The sequence below is a fragment of the Pseudotenacibaculum sp. MALMAid0570 genome (genome assembly GCF_040151415.1).
Taxonomy (GTDB): Bacteria; Bacteroidota; Bacteroidia; order Flavobacteriales; family Flavobacteriaceae; genus Polaribacter.
Genome location: NZ_JBDKWF010000046.1, coordinates 86,373 through 110,642, shown reverse-complemented (window position 1 = coordinate 110,642; position 24,270 = coordinate 86,373). Strand labels below are relative to the sequence as shown.

General features: G+C 34.1%; 21 protein-coding genes and 1 tRNA gene. 14 read left to right on the top strand and 8 right to left on the bottom strand.

The window, feature by feature from the left end; translation table 11 throughout:
- The first annotated feature begins 39 nt into the window (after positions 1-39).
- Positions 40-112, top strand: a tRNA-Met gene (locus AAON49_RS05210).
- Here the strand turns inward: AAON49_RS05210 and AAON49_RS14405 are convergent.
- The 7 genes from AAON49_RS14405 to AAON49_RS05180 all read right to left on the bottom strand — a co-directional run bounded on the left by AAON49_RS14405 (position 72) and on the right by AAON49_RS05180 (position 9,806).
- Positions 72-1,721 (bottom strand): recombinase family protein, encoded by a 1,650-nt coding sequence (locus tag AAON49_RS14405; protein WP_502942915.1) that lies wholly within the window; start codon positions 1,719-1,721, stop codon positions 72-74. The genes AAON49_RS05210 and AAON49_RS14405 overlap by 41 nt on opposite strands.
- A 1,045-nt stretch (positions 1,722-2,766) precedes the next feature.
- Positions 2,767-3,225 carry a hypothetical protein gene (locus AAON49_RS05205; RefSeq protein ID WP_349553135.1) on the bottom strand — a complete coding sequence of 153 codons (459 nt, stop codon included), beginning with the start codon at positions 3,223-3,225 and terminating at the stop codon, positions 2,767-2,769.
- Positions 3,225-3,827 (bottom strand): recombinase family protein, encoded by a 603-nt coding sequence (locus AAON49_RS05200; RefSeq protein ID WP_349553134.1) that lies wholly within the window; start codon positions 3,825-3,827, stop codon positions 3,225-3,227. The genes AAON49_RS05205 and AAON49_RS05200 overlap by 1 nt, the downstream gene beginning before the upstream one ends.
- A 232-nt stretch (positions 3,828-4,059) precedes the next feature.
- Positions 4,060-5,586, bottom strand: a complete 1,527-nt coding sequence (locus tag AAON49_RS05195; protein WP_349553133.1) for a class I SAM-dependent DNA methyltransferase — start codon at positions 5,584-5,586, stop codon at positions 4,060-4,062.
- 1 nt (position 5,587) lies between these two features.
- Positions 5,588-6,805 carry a restriction endonuclease subunit S gene (locus AAON49_RS05190; protein WP_349553132.1) on the bottom strand — a complete coding sequence of 406 codons (1,218 nt, stop codon included), beginning with the start codon at positions 6,803-6,805 and terminating at the stop codon, positions 5,588-5,590.
- Positions 6,805-9,615, bottom strand: a complete 2,811-nt coding sequence (locus AAON49_RS05185) for a type I restriction endonuclease subunit R (protein ID WP_349553131.1) — start codon at positions 9,613-9,615, stop codon at positions 6,805-6,807. Before AAON49_RS05185 ends, AAON49_RS05190 begins: the two co-directional genes overlap by 1 nt.
- Positions 9,612-9,806 (bottom strand): helix-turn-helix domain-containing protein, encoded by a 195-nt coding sequence (locus tag AAON49_RS05180; protein ID WP_349553129.1) that lies wholly within the window; start codon positions 9,804-9,806, stop codon positions 9,612-9,614. The genes AAON49_RS05185 and AAON49_RS05180 overlap by 4 nt, the downstream gene beginning before the upstream one ends.
- A 141-nt stretch (positions 9,807-9,947) precedes the next feature.
- Between AAON49_RS05180 and AAON49_RS05175 the strand changes: the two genes are divergently transcribed.
- The gene (locus tag AAON49_RS05175) at positions 9,948-10,256 is read left to right on the top strand and encodes a hypothetical protein (protein WP_349553128.1); all 309 of its coding nucleotides are present in this window, start codon (positions 9,948-9,950) and stop codon (positions 10,254-10,256) included.
- Between the two features lie 126 nt (positions 10,257-10,382).
- Here the strand turns inward: AAON49_RS05175 and AAON49_RS05170 are convergent, their stop codons facing one another.
- Complete coding sequence (locus AAON49_RS05170; protein WP_349553127.1) at positions 10,383-10,787, bottom strand: prepilin-type N-terminal cleavage/methylation domain-containing protein; 405 nt, start codon at positions 10,785-10,787, stop codon at positions 10,383-10,385.
- A gap of 102 nt (positions 10,788-10,889) precedes the next feature.
- Here AAON49_RS05170 and AAON49_RS05165 point away from each other — a divergent pair, with 102 nt between their 5' ends.
- From AAON49_RS05165 to AAON49_RS05110, 12 genes are all read left to right on the top strand, one after another.
- The gene (locus tag AAON49_RS05165; protein WP_349553126.1) at positions 10,890-11,240 is read left to right on the top strand and encodes a hypothetical protein; all 351 of its coding nucleotides are present in this window, start codon (positions 10,890-10,892) and stop codon (positions 11,238-11,240) included.
- A gap of 11 nt (positions 11,241-11,251) precedes the next feature.
- Positions 11,252-13,330 carry a type II secretion system protein GspD gene (locus AAON49_RS05160; RefSeq protein ID WP_349553124.1) on the top strand — a complete coding sequence of 693 codons (2,079 nt, stop codon included), beginning with the start codon at positions 11,252-11,254 and terminating at the stop codon, positions 13,328-13,330.
- Between the two features lies 1 nt (position 13,331).
- Positions 13,332-14,513 carry a PilN domain-containing protein gene (locus tag AAON49_RS05155; RefSeq protein ID WP_349553122.1) on the top strand — a complete coding sequence of 394 codons (1,182 nt, stop codon included), beginning with the start codon at positions 13,332-13,334 and terminating at the stop codon, positions 14,511-14,513.
- Positions 14,510-15,025: a hypothetical protein gene (locus AAON49_RS05150; RefSeq protein WP_349553121.1), complete on the top strand. Its 516-nt coding sequence runs from the start codon at positions 14,510-14,512 to the stop codon at positions 15,023-15,025. The genes AAON49_RS05155 and AAON49_RS05150 overlap by 4 nt, the downstream gene beginning before the upstream one ends.
- Entirely contained in the window at positions 15,022-15,501 is a 480-nt protein-coding gene (locus AAON49_RS05145) for a hypothetical protein (RefSeq protein WP_349553120.1), read from the top strand. The genes AAON49_RS05150 and AAON49_RS05145 overlap by 4 nt, the downstream gene beginning before the upstream one ends.
- A gap of 1 nt (position 15,502) precedes the next feature.
- The gene (locus AAON49_RS05140) at positions 15,503-16,918 is read left to right on the top strand and encodes a GspE/PulE family protein (protein WP_349553118.1); all 1,416 of its coding nucleotides are present in this window, start codon (positions 15,503-15,505) and stop codon (positions 16,916-16,918) included.
- Positions 16,919-16,920: 2 nt separating this feature from the next.
- The gene (locus tag AAON49_RS05135) at positions 16,921-17,373 is read left to right on the top strand and encodes a hypothetical protein (protein ID WP_349553117.1); all 453 of its coding nucleotides are present in this window, start codon (positions 16,921-16,923) and stop codon (positions 17,371-17,373) included.
- Positions 17,370-18,626, top strand: a complete 1,257-nt coding sequence (locus AAON49_RS05130; RefSeq protein WP_349553116.1) for a hypothetical protein — start codon at positions 17,370-17,372, stop codon at positions 18,624-18,626. Before AAON49_RS05135 ends, AAON49_RS05130 begins: the two co-directional genes overlap by 4 nt.
- Complete coding sequence (locus tag AAON49_RS05125) at positions 18,614-18,964, top strand: pilus assembly FimT family protein (RefSeq protein WP_349553114.1); 351 nt, start codon at positions 18,614-18,616, stop codon at positions 18,962-18,964. Before AAON49_RS05130 ends, AAON49_RS05125 begins: the two co-directional genes overlap by 13 nt.
- A complete protein-coding gene (locus tag AAON49_RS05120) occupies positions 18,951-19,412 on the top strand; it encodes a prepilin-type N-terminal cleavage/methylation domain-containing protein (protein ID WP_349553113.1) in 462 nt (153 codons plus the stop codon). The genes AAON49_RS05125 and AAON49_RS05120 overlap by 14 nt, the downstream gene beginning before the upstream one ends.
- Before the next feature lie 2 nt (positions 19,413-19,414).
- Positions 19,415-20,551: a type II secretion system F family protein gene (locus AAON49_RS05115; RefSeq protein WP_349553111.1), complete on the top strand. Its 1,137-nt coding sequence runs from the start codon at positions 19,415-19,417 to the stop codon at positions 20,549-20,551.
- A 121-nt stretch (positions 20,552-20,672) separates the two neighbouring features.
- Positions 20,673-24,266, top strand: a complete 3,594-nt coding sequence (locus AAON49_RS05110) for an RHS repeat protein (protein WP_349553110.1) — start codon at positions 20,673-20,675, stop codon at positions 24,264-24,266.
- The last annotated feature ends 4 nt before the right edge of the window (positions 24,267-24,270 follow it).

Genomic DNA, 24,270 nt, shown 5'->3' with positions numbered 1-24,270 from the left:
GTTCATGCCGTTTATTTAGCATATATTTGCAGTCCAAATCGCGGGATAGAGCAGTAGGCAGCTCGTCGGGCTCATAACCCGAAGGTCGCAGGTTCGAGTCCTGCTCCCGCTACTACACAAGACGGACTAGTATTTTTACTAGTCCGTTTTTTATTGGAATCATCCTTACCTCCTGTAAATGAATGGATTAACCTAAATATAGGGTTCAAATTTGAGGTTCGATATGTTCTGTCGTTCGGGTCTATGACTATCCCCTCTGGAAACAACAATTTTTGAAGTGATAATTTGGTCTCATATTCTCCAGATACCCATATTTTACTGAGGTTTCTACTGAATTCAATCAATTCTGAAACCTTTTTATCCAGGTTCGATATTTTAATTTGAAAATCGTCCAATTTTTCTTCAATTTCTATCAATTCGGATGTTACAGGACCAATAAAACGATTGTATAAATCTTTATCTATTTCACCAAATGCAAATCGACTATCCAAAGTTTCTTTTTTAGTTTTTAACTCTTTAAATCGTTTTTTAAGAACTGTTTGGTCTAGATACAACCTCGTACTCTGACCATTCACCGTGAGCTTCATTTGTTCTTTAAAAACATCTTCTAATCCTTCTTTTAATCGAAAATCCATAAGAAGATTTTGAAAAACATTATGCAAACCCTCTCTAATTGTCTTTTTGGAAGTATTTGCATTCATATCCTTTGATTTACATTCAGAATTTAAACACTTATAATAGTCGTACTTGCCTTGTGATTTATAACCAGTCATTTTAGAGCTACAGGAGCCACAATAGAGTTGATTTTGAAGAGGTCTGTCCATTTGTGCAGTGTAAGGTTTATACTCTTTCTTAGGTTTACGATCTAATCGATCATTAATGGTTTTGAAATCCTCTTTAGATACAAGCGCTTTCCAATTACCCTCTATAATTTCTCCATTCAAGAAGGAATTTTTGTGAATACCACAATAAAATGGATTTCTCCACATTGCACTGACTGTTTGTTTTGAAAGTTTAAGTCCACGTATTGATAGTTTTTGTCTGATTTGATAATCAGGTATACTTTGAAGTTTCCAATCCCATGCTAATTTCAAAAGTTTTCCTTCGCTATTAATTTTAAGTTCTTGAATTCCTTGTACAAACTTTGGGTTCTTTACTTTAGGACCATAATGGTCATATCCTCTGGGTGCTTTCCCTAACCAATTACCACTTTTTACGAATCGTTTCAGCCCAGGTAATGTATGAGTTAATCGTTCTACATTTTCCTTTCTCGCATGTATTAATGAATAATGGATTTGTATTTCTCCTTCTTCCGTAGTGGTATCTAATTCAGTCGACACCTCGATAAGGTGAACACCATGATTTCTCACCAAATCATTGACAAGTCCAATTGCGCTACCTCCACTTCTTGAAAATCGACTCATTTTGTAAATCATTATTGCAAATGGTTTTTGTCTACTTTGTTTCACCTCATTAATCAGTTTCATGAACTCTTTACGGGTAAAATCATTTTTTGCAGATTCGTATGTGTTTCCAAACTCATTGGTGATTTTGTAATTCCTTTTCACTGCCAACCGTTTTGCAGATAAAATCTGATTTTCCAAACTGTGGTTTGAATCAAATTGTTGTTTGGATGATACCCTTGTATACACCCAAACCTGATTATTTTTTTCTTTTTTGGGTTCACTCTTTATGAACCTTTTGAAATATTCGTTATTCATTATTTTAAATTGTTGTGGTTGCAAATAATGCAACTCAGATTATACAAATGATTTATGATATCCATGACATTTTCATCAGGTGTGTCATGATCACCTGTTAACAGTCGAAATTTCTCAATTGAGATTTTCGATTCTCCAGAATTTTCCAAATTAATAGAGTATTACTCTACCCACACAAATATTATTTGAGTGGTTTATACCATCTGGCGTTATCCATGGATTTTATTGATAACATACCTTAACCCAATTACTCATGGAAGGGTAAAACCATGAACCTTTTTGAGGTTGTATATAAAATATACAGGAAAATAATAACAAAGTCAACCCCCCCTAAAATCAATTAAAAATTAAAAAAAATTGTCTTTTTCAATTGTAAGACATATTTATTAGTAATCGATGGTAGTTGGTCGGAGGAAATGACGGCAGCGACTACTGTTTTAAGTCCTACTGTGGGACGAGATCAAAAGGACAAACACCAGCACAAGGTTGGAAGGTGTGATCTCAGGGGAACCGATTCCTCTAAAGTAGCCAACAAACCACGTCTTTCGGTGATGTCGTGGGACCAGGTCGAAACAGAAGAAACCTGGAGTGATAGACCCCTTAAATGGGTAAGGGGACTCTATCGCACCACCGATCTTCAACAGGGAAACCCTACGGGAACTAGAATATAATACTAGATAAAAAATAGAAAACTATAACCCCCAGAATAACTAGACTAGATATAATACTGGATATGAAAAAGAATAAAAAGAAATCAGTAACAATAAGAATAACAGAACAACAGTATAGAAACTTAATAGATACAATCATTGAAGAAGAAATAAATAAATCAGAGTTTATAAGAGAATCCATAAATTACCAGATAGGGAGAATAAAGAGGAATAATAGAAAGAATTTGTCGTAAAAAATTCAACAATAAAATCCAGTAGTTAAAATGACATTTTAGTTATAGAAATACCACCCCCAAAAGTCAATATCACAATTAACTTGATGAACTTGTAATACATATAAAGGATGATTATAAAAGTAGGAGAATAGATCCTTTTTAGAACCAGACCCACTTTTTATCAAATCTCGTATTCATATACCTTTCCGTAAGTGTTTTAGATAACGTAAATGATAGTATTTCCCCAGGGTGGTCCCAGTATCCATATTCTTCCAATTGTCTCTGATACAAGTCTTGTTTTGATTTTGTATCGATAAAAATATGGTGTATCGTTTCATGTATTTGGGTATCTACTAGTGACTTAATATTTGGGTGATTTTTTAAGTAAATTATGATCTCGTTAGAATAGTATTTGTATTCCCCCGCCAAATCCGATTTTTGGTTTGAAATAACGATCCTGGGGAACTTTCTACTTGTCGGATACATATCCTTTATCCAAATGGTTATATCCTCTAAGAAGTCCTCTATTGGGATGTTTAATTTTACTTCAGGTCGCTGAAGAAATCTATCAAATCTATACAGTAGAAATATTACGCTGCAGATTAAAATTACATCCATCAGATCATACCTTTTACTTTTGAAACTGTCTGCGGGTGAAGACCAGTTATTCGTGAAACCTCAATATTCTTATACCCCTTGATAAGGAGTTCCATAGCATGTTTATTCCTCTTCTTAGATAAGAACTTTAGAGGGTTTTCAGAAGTACCTTTTTTACGTCCTAAGAACTTCCCCTTCAACTTTGCGAGTTCAATCCCCTCACGTTGTCTTTCTCGGATTAATTTCCGTTCCATTTCCGCAACAACCCCAAGAATTGAAATGACCATTTTGGAGATTGGGTTTTCCTCTCCATTTTCATCAATGGTTCTTAGACCTTGTGAGATAAAATGAATCGGGATCTTTCTTTGGGTGGTATAGTGTATGAAATTTAGAATATCACGAAGATCTCTGCCGCTGCGGTCAATTTGCCAAATAGAAATAGAAGAGATCACACCCTCATCGATCCATTTTTTTAGTTGGCGACCGCCATCTCTTTCAAAAATTGGAATCGAACCAGAACACTTATCCTCAATGACTTTATCAAACTCTTCTTCATTGACCCTTTGCCGATCGGTTTTACCATCAAGTGACGAAATACGGACATATAAAACTGAAATTCCCATGATTTTTAGACTTAGTGTGTGACTAGCCTAAAATTAAAGCTGAATTACCGCTTATGCCGCATAAAACCTATACTTTATCGCTATTGAATGGTTGTGGTTTTAAGGTAAACGCTATTATCCACCCCCTCCCTGTTAGGACTTTTTAAGAGGTATCCCCCCTTACCCCTGGGCGGGCTGTTTTCATAAAACCTGGATTAATGGTCTTCAAAAAATTTTCTGGAAAAATTTTCAGTTATTCACTCTCTTCAATAGATTCCATAATTTCTTTAAAACTACTAAGACCAGACTCAATGTTTTCAATGATCTCATTGGCTAGAATATCTGGATCAGGAAGATTATCTAAGTCTGTTAAACTCTTGTCTTTAATCCAGAAGATGTCAAGACTTGTTTTATCCCTTTCCAATACCTCTTCGTAAGAGTATTTTCTCCATCTTCCTTCTTCATTATCTTCAGACCAAGTTTCCCTTCTTCTACTGATATTATCAGAGTTGTAAAGATTTATGAACTCATCTAAATGGTTCATTGTCATTACCCTTTTTTTAGGAGTATGATGAATATTAGTTCTATAATCATAAAACCATATTTCCTTAGTCCACGCTTCTTTACTCGCGGGTTTATTGGTAAAGAACAATACATTCGCCTTCACACCAGGTGCGTAGAATATTCCCGTTGGGAGACGTAAGATTGTATGTAGTTCAGTGGTTTTCAAAAGTTGTTTTCTTACTTCTTCACCAGCACCACCTTCAAATAAAACATTATCAGGTAGAACAACCGCTGCTTCCCCATTAATTTTCAACATTGTTTTGATGTGTTGTAAGAAGTTTAATTGTTTATTCGAAGTGGTCTCCCAAAAATCCTGACGATTATAACTCATATCCTGTTTTTCGGCTTCACCATCTTCGTTGGTGATGGTAATACTACTCTTTTTACCAAAGGGAGGGTTTGCCAACACATAATCAACTCTTAGTCCGTCATCAGAGACTAACGCATCTGCAGACTTAATAGGAGTATCCCCATCAATCTCACCAATGTTATGTAGATACATGTTCATCAAACACATTCTACGTGTGTTAGCGACTATTTCATTGCCGTAGAAGGTCTTGTTCTTCAGGAATTCCTTTTCGTCTCGATCAAGGGAATTATTCTCAACTATCCAATCGTATGCAGCCAAGAAAAATCCACCTGTACCACACGCAGGATCCGCAATAGTTTTTAGTGGTTTGGGTTGTATACACGCAACTATTGATTTGATAAGCGCTCTAGGAGTAAAATATTGACCAGCACCAGAACTCCCGCTACTGTCCATTGCATTCTTTTCCAATAATCCTTCATATATCTTTCCTTTGATATCTGCACCCATCATATTCCAATCTTCCTTATTGATGAGGTCGATTACTTTAAGGAGTTTTGAAGGGTCTTGAATTTTATTTTGACTCTTGGTAAAAATCTGACCCAGCATCCCTTTTTCAGTCGAAAGACTTCTTAATAATTGACTGTAGAACGACTCCAGTTCAGCACCTCTCTTCGCGGATAAAGTTTCCCAATTACAGATTTCTCCGTTCTCAATCTCATTCCCCTCAACATCTTTTAGTTTGGGAAAATTCAATCCCTTATTGTACGGAGGTTTGTTCAACTCATCCGCCATTTTAAGGAACAACAAATAGGTGATTTGTTCGAGATAGTCTCCATAGCCAACACCATCATCACGGAGTACACTGGCGAGGTTCCATATTTTTGATATAATACTTGAGTCTGTCATGTTATAAGTTTTTTATTTTTTGTAGTAAAACCGCTGCTGGTTCATAATCTGGCGCAGCTTTACATTTTTCTATTTCTTGGGTTGAGAGTAAATTTCCTTCAAAGGCCTTTTTAAGGATACTTTGGCGCAGCGCCTCGGCTTTTTCTAGGCTTTCGGTAATACTTTCTTCTACTTTATCGCAAACGGATAAACGAGATTCTATTTCTTGAACAATTCTTTGCTGTTCATCTTTTGAACCCACATTCATTCTCAGTTTTGAAAACTTCCCTTTGTTCAGTATTGGTAAAGTCGTTGAAGATGCATTGATTTTAATTTGAGTTTGAAAATCAATACCTATTGCTTGGTAGTAAATGAATTCAGGTATATAATTTTCAAAAGGTACTATTGCATTGATTTGTTGATTAAACCCTCCTTCAAATTTTATTAATCCTGTTTTGCCAATTGTCGCACCAATACATGTAACTAGTATGGAGAATGCAGGCACTTGCCTTGAATTATTAAAACCTTGTTTTGATAAGAAATCATTTGACCTAATAACGTTATTCCCAGCATCTAAATCTGTTGGTTTATAAAAATTATAGTCAGCAGAATTATAATTATTGGGATCTTTTTTTGTTGGTGTATTTCCAGTTAAGATTTCTCCGATTTCTGTTATAGGGATCCTGTTTAAAGTTGTTTGTGTTAACTCACCCTCAAACGCTTTTTTCAATACTGATTGGCGATAGACCTTTAATTGATCTTGTGCCTTTTTGAGGTCAGCCACCCCTTTATCTAAATCTGAAAAAAGTTCTTCTATTTTGGATACTATGGCACGTTGTTCATTGACAGAGGGGATAAAAATTTCCTTTTTCGAATAGATTGAAATCCAATACCTCTTATGAGTGTCGCTCCTAACCTTATTGACTTGCATAACGTAATAGACGAACTTCATATTAATCAAATCACTAGTTGGGACTAAAATCTTCATTGCGGAAGATTTGACTTTAAACTTGAAGTTCACAAATTGTGACGCAGTCGTAAAATCATCGAAAATAATAGTTGGAAGATTATCAAAAATTCCATCTTTTTCGTTGGTATAGCCTTTAATAAAAGATTTACCAGCGGTTAATACAGGAGTTTTATATGAGTCATCATACTCAGTGCTATTTACAATATAATTTGTTGGCTGTTCATAATCCAACAAGTCTTCAAACCTACATTTTACCCAGTCTTCAATCATTATGCGGCTAGTACTTCATTAAGTTCGTTTATAATTTCATTCATTTGGTTGCCAAAGAGTTGATACATTTTACCTCTACCTCCCTTACTGTCAAAGGGAGTATAGTCCAAGTCATCAATTTCAATATGATAACTACTTACAATGTGATCCTTGATAAGACGCAACCAATCCATTTGTTCTTGGGTAAATCGATTATGTTGCCCCGCATTTTGTTTAAAAATCCAATTCTTAAAATTAGTCTCAATCGTTTTATCATAGGATGTAAGCTCACCATCAATTCCACAAACTCTTCGGATCAAAGAAACCAGTGCAGTGAGTTCATCTTTTGGACATTCACTTTTCACTTCTTCAACTGTAGCGTATGCGTTCCATACCGATACTGGTGAGAGTAGTGGTTTGTCTAAACGGAGTTTGTCCATTACTTCCTTAATCATATTGAAAGTGATTTCTCTTCTGTTGTAAGGTTGATTGTAGAATATACTCAATGCTTTGATCTCGTCTTTATGGAGTTCCAAATACGCTTTAAAGTCATTAAGAATGATTTCTGCATTTTCAATTGAGGATTTATCCCATTCACTTTTAGTTACTGAGTCAATATTTACACTATCAATGATTTGTTCGTGTTCTCTTCTTACGTTTTCAATGTAGTTGTTGAGTTCTCCATTGAATGTTGCTGCAGCGGTTCTAACTAAGTCCTCCTGTACTTTTTTCTTAGTATTCTCTATTAGTTGAGGGGTTCTTTTCTCAATCGGAATTTTTTCAATTTCAACTTGAGATTTTTGTTCTATTTCATCAGGATCATAGGCGTTGATAAGTTCCTTGGTAATTTGTTTGAGGTTTTTACCTCCTGTGTATTCTAATAACTTATCCTTCTCCTTCTCTGTAATTTGTTTTTCAAGTCGTATCAATCGATTTGATAGGGACAAGAACAAATCTTCGTCTGCAACACCCATGGAAATAGCACCCAAGAGATCTTTCATTGGAACAGTGGGTTTTCTTTCTAGAGGACGACTATCTGTTTTCTTTGATTTCGTAGCGCCAATTGCATCTACAATAACAAAGTGGGTTTTACTCTTTGCAGTTCGAGAGACCATTTGTAAGGAGTCGTTGTTGATAGTGCGAGTCCCTCTTCCTTTCATTTGTTCAAAGTAGTTTACACTCTTAACGTCACGCATGAACAATAACACCTCAAGAGGCTTTACATCAGTTCCTGTCGCTATCATATCAACGGTTACTGCAATCCGAGGGTAATATGAGTTTCTGAATCGATTTAATACAGACTTGGGGTCCTCATCAATCTTGTAAGTAACTTTTTTACAGAAATCATTTCCTTCATCAAACTCTTCACGTATGATCTTTATAATATCGTCAGCGTGACTATCCGTTTTGGCAAAAACCAGTGTTTTGGGGACCTCATAGTCACCATTTTTATCAAAACGATTAGGATATATTTGAGTTCTTAGGGCACTTTTATACTCTTTAATGATATTTCTAATCTGACTAGGGTTAACAACCTTCTTGTCTAAGTCATTCTTTTTATACTCGGTATCCTCATCCTCTTGTTGCCAACGTTTTTGTCTTGTTAACTTATCCCTTCGGTCGATATACCAACCCGCCTTAATTGTCTCTCCCTTTTGGGAGATCTCCGTTTCAATAGTGTAAACGTCATAAGGGACATTCACCCCATCAGTTACGGATTCTTCATAGGTGTACTGACTAACTACGTTTTCATTAAAGAAACCAAACGTTCTTTTGTCTGGTGTTGCGGTTAGTCCAATTAGAAATGCATCAAAGTAATCTAAGACCTGTTTCCATAGATTATAAATTGACCTGTGGCACTCATCAATCACTATAAAATCAAACTGTTCAATCGGTACTTTTTCAGTGTACTCGACAGGGACAGCTTGTTTTTTTGTTAATTGATTTTTAAGCCAAGTGTTTTCCTCAGGATTTTCAGTTTCAGCGCTCTCGTCTAGTTCCTCACCCTTTAGTATTGAATAGAGTCTTTGAATGGTAGAAATACAGACTTGGCTATCAGACGCGATGTAACTAGAGGTCAATCGTTGAACATTATATAACTCTGTGAACTTTCTATTATCGTCATTGGGTTGAAATGTCATGAACTCTTGTTCAGCTTGTTCTCCTAAATTTTTGGTGTCAACAAGAAACAGAATTCGTTTGGCATCAACATGTTTTAATAATCGATAGATAAATGTTGCGGCGGTGAATGTTTTTCCTGCACCAGTAGCCATTTGAATAAGTGCCTTTGGACGATTTCTCTTGAAAGAATTCTCTAAATTTTCAATGGCAACTATTTGCGCTGGACGCAGTCCTGTCGTGTCTAAGTTTGGGAGTGACAATAATCTTTCTCTTAAGGAAATTCCTTTTTTAATCCACCCCTCAATTGTAGATGGTTTATGAAAACTAAAGACATTTCTACCTCTTGGTTTAGGGTCTCTGTAATCTGTAAATCTTGTAACCGTTCCCGTACTTTCGTATACAAAAGGTTTCTCACTCTCAAGAGTAAATTTTCCTATTTTGATTGCGTCTTTTGAATAGCGCACAGACTGTTCTTCAACCTGCAATAGTTTAAACCCAAGGTCTTCAGCCTTCGCCTCAATAACACCAACCGCCTTAGAATTAACAAATAGAATGTAATCTGCAGAACCTGATTCTGTATTTGTCTCTCTTAATGCAACTCCTTTCCCTGCAGATAGATTTACTTCATCTTTAGATTGAACCAACCAACCAGCATCAACCAGCATCTGATCGATCTTATCTCTCGCTATTTGTTCTGGATTTTGATTCATTTTTTATTGCTAACTATTAATTCTTTTACATCAACATCCAAGATCTCTGCGATTTCATTCAAAATCTCTAATCTTGGCTGCTGACGATTTTGGACATACCCATTAACAGTATTGAAACTCTTACCTAATTTCTCAGCCAACCAGGTTTGTCTTATGCCCTTATTCTCTAACACAATCTTGATGCGATTCATAAATAAAGTGTTTAATCAAACATAGCGAATTGAGATTTGGTATGCAAGAATTTTGTGTACTAGTATAATGTTTTACGTTATATTTTTAAGGGGGTTGACTTTGCGATTTTTTTTCTTTACGTTTTTAAAAAAAATCAAAATATGATCAGACAAAATGAACACTTTATTTTAATTCCAAAAGGCGCTGGTAAATATTACAGGGTACGTAAAAATGAAATATTTGTAGAGACCTACTGGGGAGGCTTGATCGTTTATCGTATTCTTAAACAAATTTCTACTAGAACATTTTTCAATAATCAGGTTTTTGAATCATTTAGGGATTTTATAATATCCTATGCTGAATTCGAGGGAATTACAATTGATGAACACGTATTAAATGATTCTCTTCATCCTATGCAGGAGGACGAAGATCAAATTGATGAGATCGTGGATATATTCGCACTCTTATAGTTCCGATAAAAATTCAATCGAGGTAATGGTTTGAACGAAATGCTGCCGTGAAATATTGATGTTCGATATTTCAATAGAGTCATCTACTAAGAAGAGCAATCAAAAATGGTTGCTCTTTTTTTTGTGCTAATCTTTGATGATTTCTTTTGGAATTCCGTTTTCGTCAATCTCCCAAGTACTTTTGTTGCCATCTCCGTCGCCATCATTAATGGCAATAGCTTGCGCTTTAAATGAATTTCCAGAAGCCTCAATAATTTGGTATGTATAGTTGGCAGTACCTCCTTCTTTCGTAGTTTTTGGTGCAATAAAATCAATCTTATTCACATCCAAGGTATAAGAGTTATACATATACCGATGATTTTTCTGTAAACTGTGAATTGTTTTTAAATTCAATTTAGCTTCAGTACTTTTTGCATTGTTGATAACCCCCATAAAATTGGGCATGGCAATCAAGATTAAAATACCAATAATTACTAGGACAACAAGGAGTTCTTGAAGATTATAAGCCGGAACTTTTCTTTTCAATTTCATAGACATAATTTTTTTTAAACGTGGATACGTTGACAACAAAAGTAGTAAAAAATAAAAATAATTGCTACATTTACAAAAAATTGAAAATTAAAATTGCGAAATATGAAAAAGAGTTATCTCATTCTCTTTGTTTGTTTTACGTTGTCTTGCGAAGCTGTTTTTGTTGAAGATATTTCAACCGAATTAGTATCTGTTCTTGCACCTCTAAACAATACTCAAGTTACTTCGGGTAACATTACATTCACTTGGCAACATGTAGATGAAGCAGCGATGTATCAAGTACAAATTGCTCAGCCAGATTTTCAAAATGCTAGCCAGATTTTACTTGATTCTATCACAAATTCAAATACAATCGAGAAAAGTTTGGAGGCGGGAAACTACGAGTGGAGAATAAAAGCTATGAATTCAGAATATGAAACACAATACACTACAGTAAGTTTTACTGTAAACTAAAAATAATTGATATGAAAAGAATACTGTTCTCATTAGCGTTGCTAATGTTTCTTTCCGTTGGGATATATGCACAAGATACTTCTCAAAGAATACAAAAATTAGAAGCTCGTTTAGATAGTTTATCTACAGAAATCCCAGGTCTATTCAAGCCTTTGGATCTTTCAATAGGAGAGACTCAATTGAATAATTTTATTAGAGCAATTGCTGTTTCTAATAGCATTAATGTAAGTCTAGATCAGAACTTAAAAGGTATTATTGTTTCGCAAAGTTTTAAAGATGCAACAGCAAAGAATATTCTATTAAACCTTTGTAAAGAACATAGTTTAACCATAGAGGTTTTAGGAAATATCTTAGCAATCAAGAAGTACAATGCTCCGTATGTCTCAAGAGATATCCCCGTTTTTTACAATCTTCAAAAAGATTTATTTACAGCAGATATTCAACAAGATAGCTTGTCATCGGTAACAAGAAAAATTACAAAAGTAACAGGAAAGAATGTGGTTTTTTCTTTGGGATTAGGTAATCAAAAAATTTCAAGTTACATCAAAGACATGCCCTTTGATGCTGCGATAGATAAAATTGCCCTAACTAATCAATTGCAAGTCACCAAAACCAATGACAACTTTTATTTATTTGAAAAAATCCCAGAAGGAGGAATAGCTCGAAGAGGTAACAGATCGAGAAAAGGAAACTTCTTTTTTAAAATAAAAGATACAGTTCATAAAATTCTGGAAGTAGATTTTGTAGATACGCCTATTGAGACCGTGATTAGCGATATAGCGTATGACTTGAAAGTTAATATGGCTACCAGCAAACCACTAAAAAATGTGGGAAAAGCAACTGTCAAATCTGATCATATTACGTTTAATGATCTTCTAAATAATCTCCTAGAAGACACAAATTTTACCTACAAATTAGAAGACGGAATGTATTTCTTTGGTGAAGATAAATCGGCTTCGGTAAAAAATGTAGAAGTTGTTCAGCTCATGAACAGATCTGTACAATTGATGATGCAGCCTTTACAAAGTTCAGATGGATTTTTAAATAATCAACCGATTAACAATACATTTTCTCAGAACGGAAGTTTCAGTAATGGATTTAATCAAAATGGAAATCGAAGAACAGGTTTTTCAGGAAATACAACTGGACAAACTTCTCAGACAGGAATCACGACCACAGATTTTAGTTCAGAGTCTGAAGCCTTACAAAGCATTTTTCCTGATGGAGTTACAGAAAACTTGAAAATTAAAGTAGATGTAGAACAGAATAGTTTTATCGTTAGAGGAGAGGCACAAGAGATAGAGAAGTTTAAAAAGTTCATCAAAAAAATAGACAATCCCATTCCTCGTATAATGATTGAAGTCATGATTATTGAAGTGAGTAAATCGGCATCAGTTTCAGCAGGTTTAGAACTTGGAATTGGCGAAGCACCCACAACAGATCAAGGAACGTTGTTTTCTGGAACCAATCTTACCCTTGGCGCCAATACAATTAACAGAGTTATTGGAGGATTAGACGGTTTCAGCCGCTTAAATATTGGAAGAGTAGTTCCTAATTTTTATGCAAAGATTCACGCGATGGAAACCAATGGTGATTTAAAAATCAAATCAACTCCTGTATTATCTGCGCTAAACGGTCACGAAGCATCTTTAACCAACGGACAAAGAACGTATTATACCCAAACCTTAACGAGAACTATTGGAACTCAAAATCCGCAAAATGAACAGTTTGTGAATTTTATTCCAATTGATGCCAATTTATCAATTAAGATTCGTCCTATTGTTTCTGGTGATGGAAATATTACCTTAAGCATAGATGTTATGCAATCTTCATTTAGCAATAGCGCTAGAGTAGCAGACGGAGCTCCGCCAAATATAGACACACGAAGATTTAATTCTACATTAAAAGTGAGAGATAAAGATGTTGTGGTCTTAGGAGGATTGGAAGTAAATTATAAAAGCGATTCTGGATCAGGAGTTCCTTTCTTGGCAAGAGTTCCTGTTATCAAATGGTTGTTTAGCAAACGAGTAAGAACTGCATCAAACTCGAAGCTATCTGTGTTAATTAGACCCACAATTTTCAAGAACTAAAATGAAACAACAAATTACATATGGCTCTCAATTTTGTGCTGTAGAACATGCTAGCAATTCTATACATTACCTTCTTTCACTGAAAAAAAAGAAGAAAGAATTAAGCGTTTCTCAAAAAGGCGAGTTCAAAGAATTTAATGAGTTGTTGCTAAAGATCAAACCTCAAAAGCACGTGTTTCTTATTGTTAACAATGAGCAAGTGCTTACAAAGAAAGTTGACTTTAGTCATATTGCTCAAGAAAGTGTTGTAAAAGCAGCTTTTCCTAACATTGCTTTGAATGATTTTTATTTTGAAGTTACTCAAAATGGAACTTCTTCAGTAGTATGTATTTGTAGAAAAGAAGTAGTGGAGAACATTGTGAAAGGATATACTCAAAAAGGAATTTCTGTCATTCATTTTTCTTTAGGGAATAGTAGTTTCCAGAACTTATTGCCGTATTTAAATGATTTTAATTTTCATACATCCAATACGTTGTTTGAAGTTAGAGATCACAAGATAATCCAGCAACAAAAAAGTAGAGAAGCTTCAAAAACATATGATATTAATGGACTTGTAGTTGATTCGAATCAAATGTTACCATTGGCAGGAATTTTGACCTATTATTCAGGAATCAAGAGTACAGCTGAAGATGCTTATCAATATTCATTAAAGAAAGAATATCAACAACGAAGATTTTTTCAATTAGGTATTCGGTTTGGACTCGGTTTTTTGTTTGTGTCATTACTGATAAATTTTCTTGTTTTCAGTTCTTATAATACTACAACTGCAGAACTCAGCTCAGAACTAGCGCTAAATGAAACTTATAAAAAACAATTATTAAATCTTACAAGTGTAGTTTCTAAGAAGAAAAAATTAGTAGAAAGTATTCAAGGTGTAAGCAACTCTAAAGTGCTTTGGTATTTTGATGAGATTGCTAAGACTGTCCCAAAAACATTAGCACTTAAAGAGGTGAATTATCATCCTTTAGCTAGGCCGGGAAGAGAAGGGAAACCAATTGTCTTTACTACAAATCAAATAGTTGTAAAAGGGCTTTCAAAAGACAACCAAGATTTAACCAACTGGCTATCTGAATTGAACGAGCTTGATTGGGTAGAAAAGGTTTCTGCTGTGAATTATGAAAGAGGGAAGTATTCAAAAACCACTTTCGATTTTATCATTAAAATGAAATCCGACACAAAATGACAAGCAAGCAAAAAAATAGAGTTTTGGTCGCAGGGTTTGTAATCTTGTTGTTAACGGCTTACCAGTTTTCATTCAAAAAAACATTTGAAATAAAAGCACAAATCAACAAACAATTGGCCGAAAAGAAAGAAGTTGAGAATGCCACAGAACGGATTCAGTTTTTACAAGTAGAAAATGCGAATCTCAATGCCATTTTAGAATCCAATGATGTTTCAGCCGATCAATCTTTTGAGCAAAATCTACTTCAAAAAATAGACAGAATTAGAAGAGAACATAAAGTGAAAATTGTACTGTTTGAACAATTTCATCAATACATTTCTGAGGAAGCTTCTACAGTAAGTTATATGATAGAAGTTCAAGGAGATTTTAGAAACCTGATGTTCTTCTCTAGCGATTTAGAAAAACAGAGACTTGGAAAATTTGCTTCGGTAAGTTTTGCTACAAAAAAGAACCCTAAAACAAGAAAAAATGAATTGATCTGTAAGATTATCTTACAAAAACTAAGCAAATGAATGTAGCTATGAACATTTTAATGATTGCTTTGCTTTTCTGGATCTTTTATGAAGATATAAAAGACCGAAAAGTAACACTTCTTGTCTTGCTGTCTGTATCAGTACTTGGTGGATTTTTACATGGAAAACAGCAATTATTAGAAGTATTCTTCTTAACCACATTGCTAAACCTTGCAGTAGTTCTTTTGGTCATATTTGTATTATTTGTGTATACAAAACTGAAGCTAAAAATAGCCTTGTTTGAAGCATTTGGACTTGGGGATTTATTGTTCTTCCTATGCATGGCCATCAGTTTTCCTACAGCTAGCTTTTTGGTATTGTTTTCTGCATCACTCATTTTCTCATTTGTTGTTTCGGTAGTTTTTCAAAAGCAATTGAAAAACTTAATTCCCTTAGCAGGTTTGCAAGCATTGTTCTTGGGCTTGATAATAGGAACTAACGAATTGTTTCAAGTAACAAACTTATACGCTTTTTGATATGAAAGAAAAATTAATAAATATTCCCACTCATATTTTACAATTGGTAAGCTCAGATCAAGCTTATCATTACAGAGTAATTCCGTATCAGGAAGCTGAGGGGAAAGTATATTTTAAAACCGATCATAAAGCACTTGATGATTTGCTTTCCGAGTTACAAATTGTATTAGGAAAACCCGTTGTCTTAGAACAAGAATCTAAAGAAGAAATAGATGTTTGTTTGCAGCAAAATTATAGAAAAAGAGAACGAGATTTTTCTAGTACATCATTAAATTATTCTGAAGATTTTTTGCTAAATATCATTTATGAAGCTAAAGAGATAGGAAGTAGTGATATTCATTTTGAAGCATTTGAAAAACAAAAACGAGTTCGTTTCCGAATAGACGGAAGGCTGATTGAAAAGTATATGATTTCTCAAGAAGATTATCCAAAAATCATCAACAGAATCAAAATCATGTCTGGGTTAGATATTTCAGAAAAAAGATTGCCTCAAGACGGTAGAATCAACTTGTCTACAGAAGTTGAAGATTTTGATATTCGTGTGTCATCGTTGCCCACACTTCATGGCGAAAAGTTGGTTTTGAGGATTCTTTCGAAAAACAACTTAACGGTTCAGTTAGAGAATTTAGGATTTACAGAAAACGAGCTAGAAATTTATAAGAATTCGGTTCGAAAACCCAATGGAATTGTTTTGATATCTGGACCTACAGGCTCTGGAAAAACTACAACTTTGTATGCAACTTTAAAATTGCTCAACAAACAAGATACCAACATTTTAACGATTGAAGATCCAATTGAGTATACTTTAGAAGGAGTTAATCAAGTTCAATTACGAGAGAATATTGGGTTGGATTTTGCCAGCACCTTACGTACGTTTTTACGTCAAGACCCAGACATTATCATGGTAGGAGAAATACGTGATGTAGCTACGGCTAACATGGCCATAAGAGCTGCACTTACAGGACATTTAGTCTTGTCTACCATACATACAAATTCTGCTTGGGCTACCATCTCACGTTTGATTGATATGGGAATTCCTCCTTTCTTAATTGCAAGTACATTGAATGTGAGTGTTGCCCAAAGGTTAGTAAGAAAGCTATGCAATCATTGTAAAACAGAAGAAACGATAGAGTTAGAAATGTTGCCAAAAGGATATTCATTGCCAGAAACATTTACTAAACATCACAAAGCTGTGGGTTGCTCGCATTGTTATCAAACAGGTTATAAAGGAAGAAAAGCAATTTATGAGATCATTCCAATTCATAAAGAATTGGTAGAAAAAATACAAGAGAAAGAGTTGGATGTTACAAACTATCTTTTAAAGAATAATGTTCCAACGTTACAATCCAATGCATTGAATTTGGTAGCTCAAGGAGTTACCTCTATAGATGAAATATATCCGTTATTAGTAAGCTAGCTATGAATAAGAATCAGAAAACATATTTGTTGTTGTTTGCGGTGGCTTTGGTCTGGGGAGCTATTGGCTATCAGTTCTTTACTCGCTATAAAATAAATGACCCAGTAATAACAACCAATCAGGTTGTAAAGCCATACCAACAAGAAAAGAAACAAGCAGTTAATTACACAATTCAACCAGATTACAGAGATCCTTTTTTAGGTAAGATTTATAGAAAGAAAAATCCGGTAAAAAAGAAAATAACATCCTCTAAACCCAAAGTAATTTTTCCAAAAATTCTGTATAACGGATCAATTAATGGTAGTACAAAATCCTACATTATTTCAATTAATGGTGTTCAAGAAGTATTTCAATTGAAACAAACTATGAAAGGAATCACTTTGGTTAAAGCCAATGAAAGAGAAATAACACTTAAATATCAAGGAGAAACAAAGAAGTATTTATTGTTGCAATGAAAATAATTCGAAAAATAAAAGCAGGAGCCATTCAGTATGTACTGGTGATGTCGGTAATCGTCATCATTGTGTTGTTTGCATTTATTTCACTAGTGTTTTTGCAGCAAAAAGTTCGATTAAAATCTGAGGTTTATAAAGAAACCATACAATCTTCATATTTGGCATTCGATTATTTAAATCAAGCTGAAATTCCTTATGATGAACTCACGGAATTTAAATTTACCGAACACAAAAATGAAAAAACTTACATCACTAGAAAACACTGGGGAGCTTATGATTTGGGAATCGTTCAGTCTACCATAAAAAATGAAACCTCACAAAAAGTTGCACTCTTAGGAAATAAAAATAGCAAGAGAGAAGCATTATATCTTCAAGAGAACAATCAATCTTTAGTTTTAGTTGGGAATGCTAAAATTGTGGGCGATGTTATACTTCCTAAGAGAGGAGTAAAAACAGGGAATATAGCTGGAGTCTCATATTATGGGAATGAATTAGTCTACGGAACCATAGGTTACAATGCAGGAAAACTACCAGAGATTCATACAATAGAATATCTAAAACAATTTGTTCAAGGTGTTTTTTTTGATGATATGAAATCTTTTGATATTCAAGAAGGAATGTTGTTAAAGCAAGCTTTTACAGAGGAAATTTTGTTGTTTGAAACTCCTGTGAATTTGGATTTACAGAACTTAAGTTTACAAGGAAATCTGGTAGTGGTTTCGGCTACAAAAATTCGTGTACACTCTTCAGCAAATCTTCAGAATGTTATTTTGATGGCTCCAGAAGTTATTGTAGAATCTGGCGTAAAAGGAAGTTTTCAAATATTCGCAACACAAAAAGTTTTGATAAAAAATAAAGCGGAATTATTATATCCTTCTAGTATTGTTTTGTTGGACAATTCTGAACAAGAAAAACCAACATATGAAGAAGCCAGAATTCAAATTCAGGAGTTAGCTCATATAAGAGGAAGTGTTGTGTATTGTGCTCAAAAGAAAGCAAGTAATTATAAGACTCAAGTTTTTGTTGAAAGCGGGGCTAAAATTACGGGAGAGGTTTATTGCAATTTAAATCTTGACTTACGAGGAAAGGTTGATGGTTTTGTATATACCAACAACTTTATTACAAAAGAAGCAGGAGGCATTTATTTGAATCACATCTACAACGGACAAATTGATGCCAAGAACATTTCAGAACATTATAGTGGTTTGCTTATAGGAAATATAACGTTAAAAGTAGCAAGATGGATAGAATGAAGACGGTGAATTTGAAAAAAGTAAAAGGTTCTTCTTTGGTAGAAACTTTAATTGCAACTGTAGTTATTATTATTGTTTTCGGAATAGCCATGCTAACTACAAGTAATGTTTTAGAGAATACTGTGAAAAGTAGTACAAATGAAATAGATAGCGAATTAAACAAGTTGGTTTATTTATACGAGCATAATAAGCTTACAATTCCTAATGCAAAAGACTTTAATCAATGGAATATTCGTATGAAGAAAGAGAAAGAAGGAACGCTGAGTTATGTTGTTTTTAGAGCAGAAAATCAACAAAACAAAAAAATAAGAACAAAAAGAATTCTTGAAAACAAATAAAAAAATACAAGCTTTTACCTTGAGTGAACTGTTGGTGGTTTTGGTCATCTCCAGTATTGTTGTCACGCTATCTTTTTTAGCCTTGGGAAATGTGCAAAATCAAGTTCGTACGGTAACAAAAACGTTTGAAAAACAACAAAGAATCATTCAATTAGAGCGATTGTTGGCTATGGATTTTTCTAAGAGTACCGCAAGTTTCGATAAACAAAACATGGTTGTTGTTTTTACGAATTCAGAAGAAGTTACAAACTACAAGTTTGCATCAAAAAGTATTGTAAGAGTTAAGGACACAATAGATTTATCAGTAGAAAAAATAGAGTTCTATTTGGATGGGAATAAAGTTACATCAGGAAAGGTTGATGCGATAGAAATACTGTTTGCAAGCACGTATTCGCAACAACGGTTTTTTGTATATCAAAGAAAAGACGCATCATTTTATATCAATTAGTAATGGCATTTCAGTTAGAAAACATACAAGCAAAAGAACATCAAAAATCACAACGATCTTTTGATATAGACAGCGTTTTAAAGAAAGAGATTACTTTATTTGGATCAGCTTTTAATAACAAAAAGAAAGAAGCTTTTTACGTTGAATTAAATGTGCTTTTACAAGCAGGTCTTACCCTAAAAGATGCTTTACAATTAATGATGCATGAGCAGAAAAAAGCAAACGATAAAAAGTTATTTCAAGACTTGCAAGATGAGATTGTTAGTGGTAAGAATTTTTCTGAAGCTATTAAAAAACAAAAAGTATTTACAGACTATGAATTCCATTCCATAGAAATTGGAGAGAGAACAGGAACATTGGATAGTGTTTTTAGCGAATTAGGCGCATTCTACTTGCGAAAAAATCAGCAACGTAGAACCATTGTTGGCGCTTTATCATATCCAATTATCGTAATGATTACTGCTTTTGCAGCTATTGCGTTTATGTTGAAGTTTGTGGTGCCTATGTTTGAAAATATTTTCAAGCAAAATAATACGGAACTACCAGCGCTTACCAAAGCTATTATAGCAGCATCAGCTGCTTTCGAACGCTATTTTCTTTTAGGGTTTCTGTTTCTGATTGGCTTGCTTGTCTTTTTTAGAATCTCTAGAAAAAAGGTTTGGTATAAGAAGATGGTGTCAGCTTTTTGGCTTAGAATACCTTTTGTAGGAGAGTTTATTAGAAAAGTGAGAATTGCACAATTCACCCAAGCAATTAATTTGCTAACAAGTGCTAAAGTTCCTTTGCTGAATGGAATTCAACTCACAAAAAAAATGATTGATTATTATCCATTGCAAGTAGGATTAGAAAAAGTAGAAAAAGATATCTTATTAGGGAAAAGTTTTCATGAGAGCATAGAAGACATTCCCATTTTTGATAAAAAAATGAGCTCATTGATCAAAGTAGCCGAAGAAACCAATCAGAACGAAACCATTTTTAAAAGAATTACAGAACAATACAATCAGGAGATTGAGTATAAGTCTAAAATGATCAGCTCTACTATAGAACCTATCATCGTTTTGGTGTTAGGAGCTATTGTTGCTATTGTGCTTATAGCTATGTATTTACCAATGTTTAAATTAAGTACGGTAATAAGCTAGAGAAGCATTAAAAAGATGTAAAAATATAGAAGTCAAAAAAGAGAAAGCTTTACAATTTTTACATCGCTATGAAATTAAAAAATTGCTAGCAAAACAAATTGCTAACCAAAAATTTACATGTATGAAAAAAACCATTTTAATGGGTGTGCTGCTGTATGCGGCTACCACAATTTATGCTCAAAGTAATGATCTTGAGCTGCCAGAAGTCATTCCACCTTCACCAACGGTGGCAGGCTTGATGAAATTTGAAGAGGTTCCTGTGAGTAATTATACAGGTCAACCCAATGTTTCAATTCCACTATTTCAAAAACAAACTGTGAGCGGATTTTCATTGCCGCTAACCTTATCTTACAACCCTTCAGGAATTCGGGTAGATGAACGTTCAGGTTGGTTAGGAAATGGTTGGTCTATTTCAGGAGAAGCTGTAGTTTCTAGAACAGTAATGGATATTGCTGATGAAGCCGATTATATAGATAACGACGGCAATAAACTAAAAGGAATATACCATAATGGATACTTTGATTTGTCTTGGAACTTTCTTCAGAATGGCCAGATAGATTACTTGGCAAATGAAACCGTTAGACCGATTCAAACCTATCTTTGGAATGCCAGTAATAAAGGAAGTTCAAAAATTGATGGTGATTACGACAATGACTTAGACATTTATCAAGTGAGCTTATTTGGCGCATCTGCCAGATTTGTTATCGTAAAGAACGGGACACTTTTAGAACCAAAAATGCTATCAAATGACAGCAATCTGAAAGTCACCTTGAATTACAATAGTACAACTTTTGTGATTAGTTCTTTTGAGATACAAGATACTAACGGATTGAAGTATATACTTTCTGAAACTGAACAGAGTACTTCACAAACAGCTACTGCCACAAAGACCATCAATAATGTTACAATTCAAGGAACTAATTTGTCATTTAGTGAAAACCAGTATACATCTGCATGGAAAATAAAAGAAGTTAAGAATGTAAACAATCTTGTGTTGGCTACATTCAACTATGCAAACGTACAAGAAGTGTTTACAGCTCCTCAATCAATTAAAGAAAATATATTGCAAAGCTATACGAACATTTCTACAGATGTAATGGCCGGAATTACTCCATCGCTAGACGCTTTATTCCATGATGCAGGAGTAAATGATGATCGATTACCGATTATCAACTACAACAATTCAATAGCTTTACCAAAATGGTCGAAATCTATTACCAATTTAACTATTGACACAAAGAAACTCAGTACAATTGTTTTTCATGATGGGTCAGAACTCATTTTTACTCTTAGTGCTGGAAATCACCCAGAATATACTTCAAGTGGTAAGTTACTGAGCTCTGTAAAAATGGAAGATGCTTTTGATAATGTAATTAAAGAAGTTGTTTTTAATTACACAACTACAGCAAATAACAAAACCTTTTTAACATCCTACCAAGAGAAATTTTCTTTGACAGATATTTTAAATTATACTTTAGAATATGATAGAAAAGAATTATTACCAGAATTTGGAAGTTTAGAAAAAGATCTTTGGGGCTACTACAAACCTGACGAATCTAATGTTAATCCTGTGCATCAAACAACTTATACCAGTGATAAAGATGATGTTATGGTAGGAGTGCTAAAACGTATGCATTACCCTACAGGAGGAGTTAAAGAGTTTACCTATGAGCCACATGAGTTTGCTCATATGGGATCTAGAGCGTTTACAGATGCAGAAATTAAAAAATACAATCCTGAAAACTGGATTTTAAAAAACGCAAATGATAGTTTTAATAATCAGAATGCATCAAACGGTTACTCTACAACAACTATCAATTTTACGATTGATGAAGAGCAAGAAATCTATGTGAGTTCTACATTTGTGAGTGGTGATTCTACTGATGCTGAAAATGCATCAATTAGAATAGAAACTAGTGGTCAGTCAAGTAATCCTTATGTGAATAATATTGCTATTGGCAAAGAGGCAATTTTTACTATTCCTGCAGGAAACTATACAATGAATTTATTTTCATTAACCATTCCAGGCCCAAACCCTGTTTTAAATGTTGATGCTGATATTTATTACAAGAATTATCAAACTAATTTTGACAAACGTATTTATGGGGGAGGAATCAGAATTAAAAACATTAAGTTTTTAGATAATGCTACAGCAACTATTCCTTCTAAGCAAATTAACTTTGCGTATAAGTCTACAGGAAACGAGAATATTCCAAACTCTAATCCTATAGAATCAAGTGGTGTAATTGATGGGTTCTTTACCAATATAAAAGAGTATTCCTACACCAAAAATTGTGTATTGGCACTAGAGGGACCAGGTAATGGACAACAAGGAGTTCTCACAACCAACGGAGTTGTGATGACAATTACCTACAAAGTAAGAGAACACATGAACAGTGTGTATCATACCATGACTAATGGGGCTAGTGTAGGTTATGATAGAGTAATTGTTTCAGAAACAGGAAATGGCTCTAGTGTATTTGAATATACATCACCTTCAGATTTCCCAACCTATGGAGTGAATTACGGATATCCGTTCTTACCTGAAAAATCAAGAACTCATATGCATGGCGCTATTACCAAACAAGAAGTGTTTAATAGCGAAGACACATTGCTTGCAGAGACTACTTTTAGTTACTATCCAGAAACTATTATAGACAAAGCAGAATCGCTGTTTATTTACGATCAAAATTGTGCTTACTTACAGTATTATGGGGATATTGATGATTACATTGCTCATTTTCCAACTTCAGGAAGAGAGTTTATGGGAAATGCACAAGGTGCTGATCCTGGAGCCTATGACAATTGTATTACAATTAATAATACGGCTCCTGTGTATTATAATTTCTATTCGCATATTTTTGGAAAATATCAGTTACAACAAAAAGTTTCAAAACAATATTTTACAGAAGGAGGAAATACTATAGTAAATCAGCAAACTGAGACTTACGAATACAATAGTAATTATTTGCCTAGCAAAACTACATTAACCAAAAGTAATGGGGAGGAAGTAGTTTCTGAAACATACTATTCATCAGATCAATTGCCAACATTTACTGATGTAAATAACAGTACGTTCTTAGTAACAGATTCTAGTTATGGATTCTTAAATGCACAGAATAAAATTACAACACCAGTCTTAGCTTTAACTTACAAAAAAGTAGGTAGCACGTTGGAATTGTTGTCTAGTATTCGTAATATTTTTACCAATGATAATTTGGCATTACCATCTAAAATTCAAACCAATAAAGGTGAACTAAACGCATTGGCTGATTTAGAAGATAGAATCATCTATCATAGCTATTACAGCAATGGAAATATTCAAGAGGTAAGTAAAAAAGATGGAACCCATGTAGTATATATCTGGGGATATAATGAAACCATGCCAGTTGCTAAAATCGAAAATGCAACCTATGCACAAGTATCATCATATGTGGCCAATATTCAAACATTATCCAATTCGGATGATGATAGAACACAAGGAACTGTTGGAAATGAAGGGGCTTTACGCTCTGCGCTCAATAATTTACGAACGGCTTTACCCAATGCTATGATTACCACTATTACGTATGATCCTTTAGTAGGAGTTACCAGTATGACCGATCCTAGAGGTAATGTTGTGTACTACGAATACGATGCCTTTAACCGATTGAAATTGGTAAAAGACAAAGACGGACATATTGTGAGTGAGAACCAATACAATTACAAAAATTAAGAAG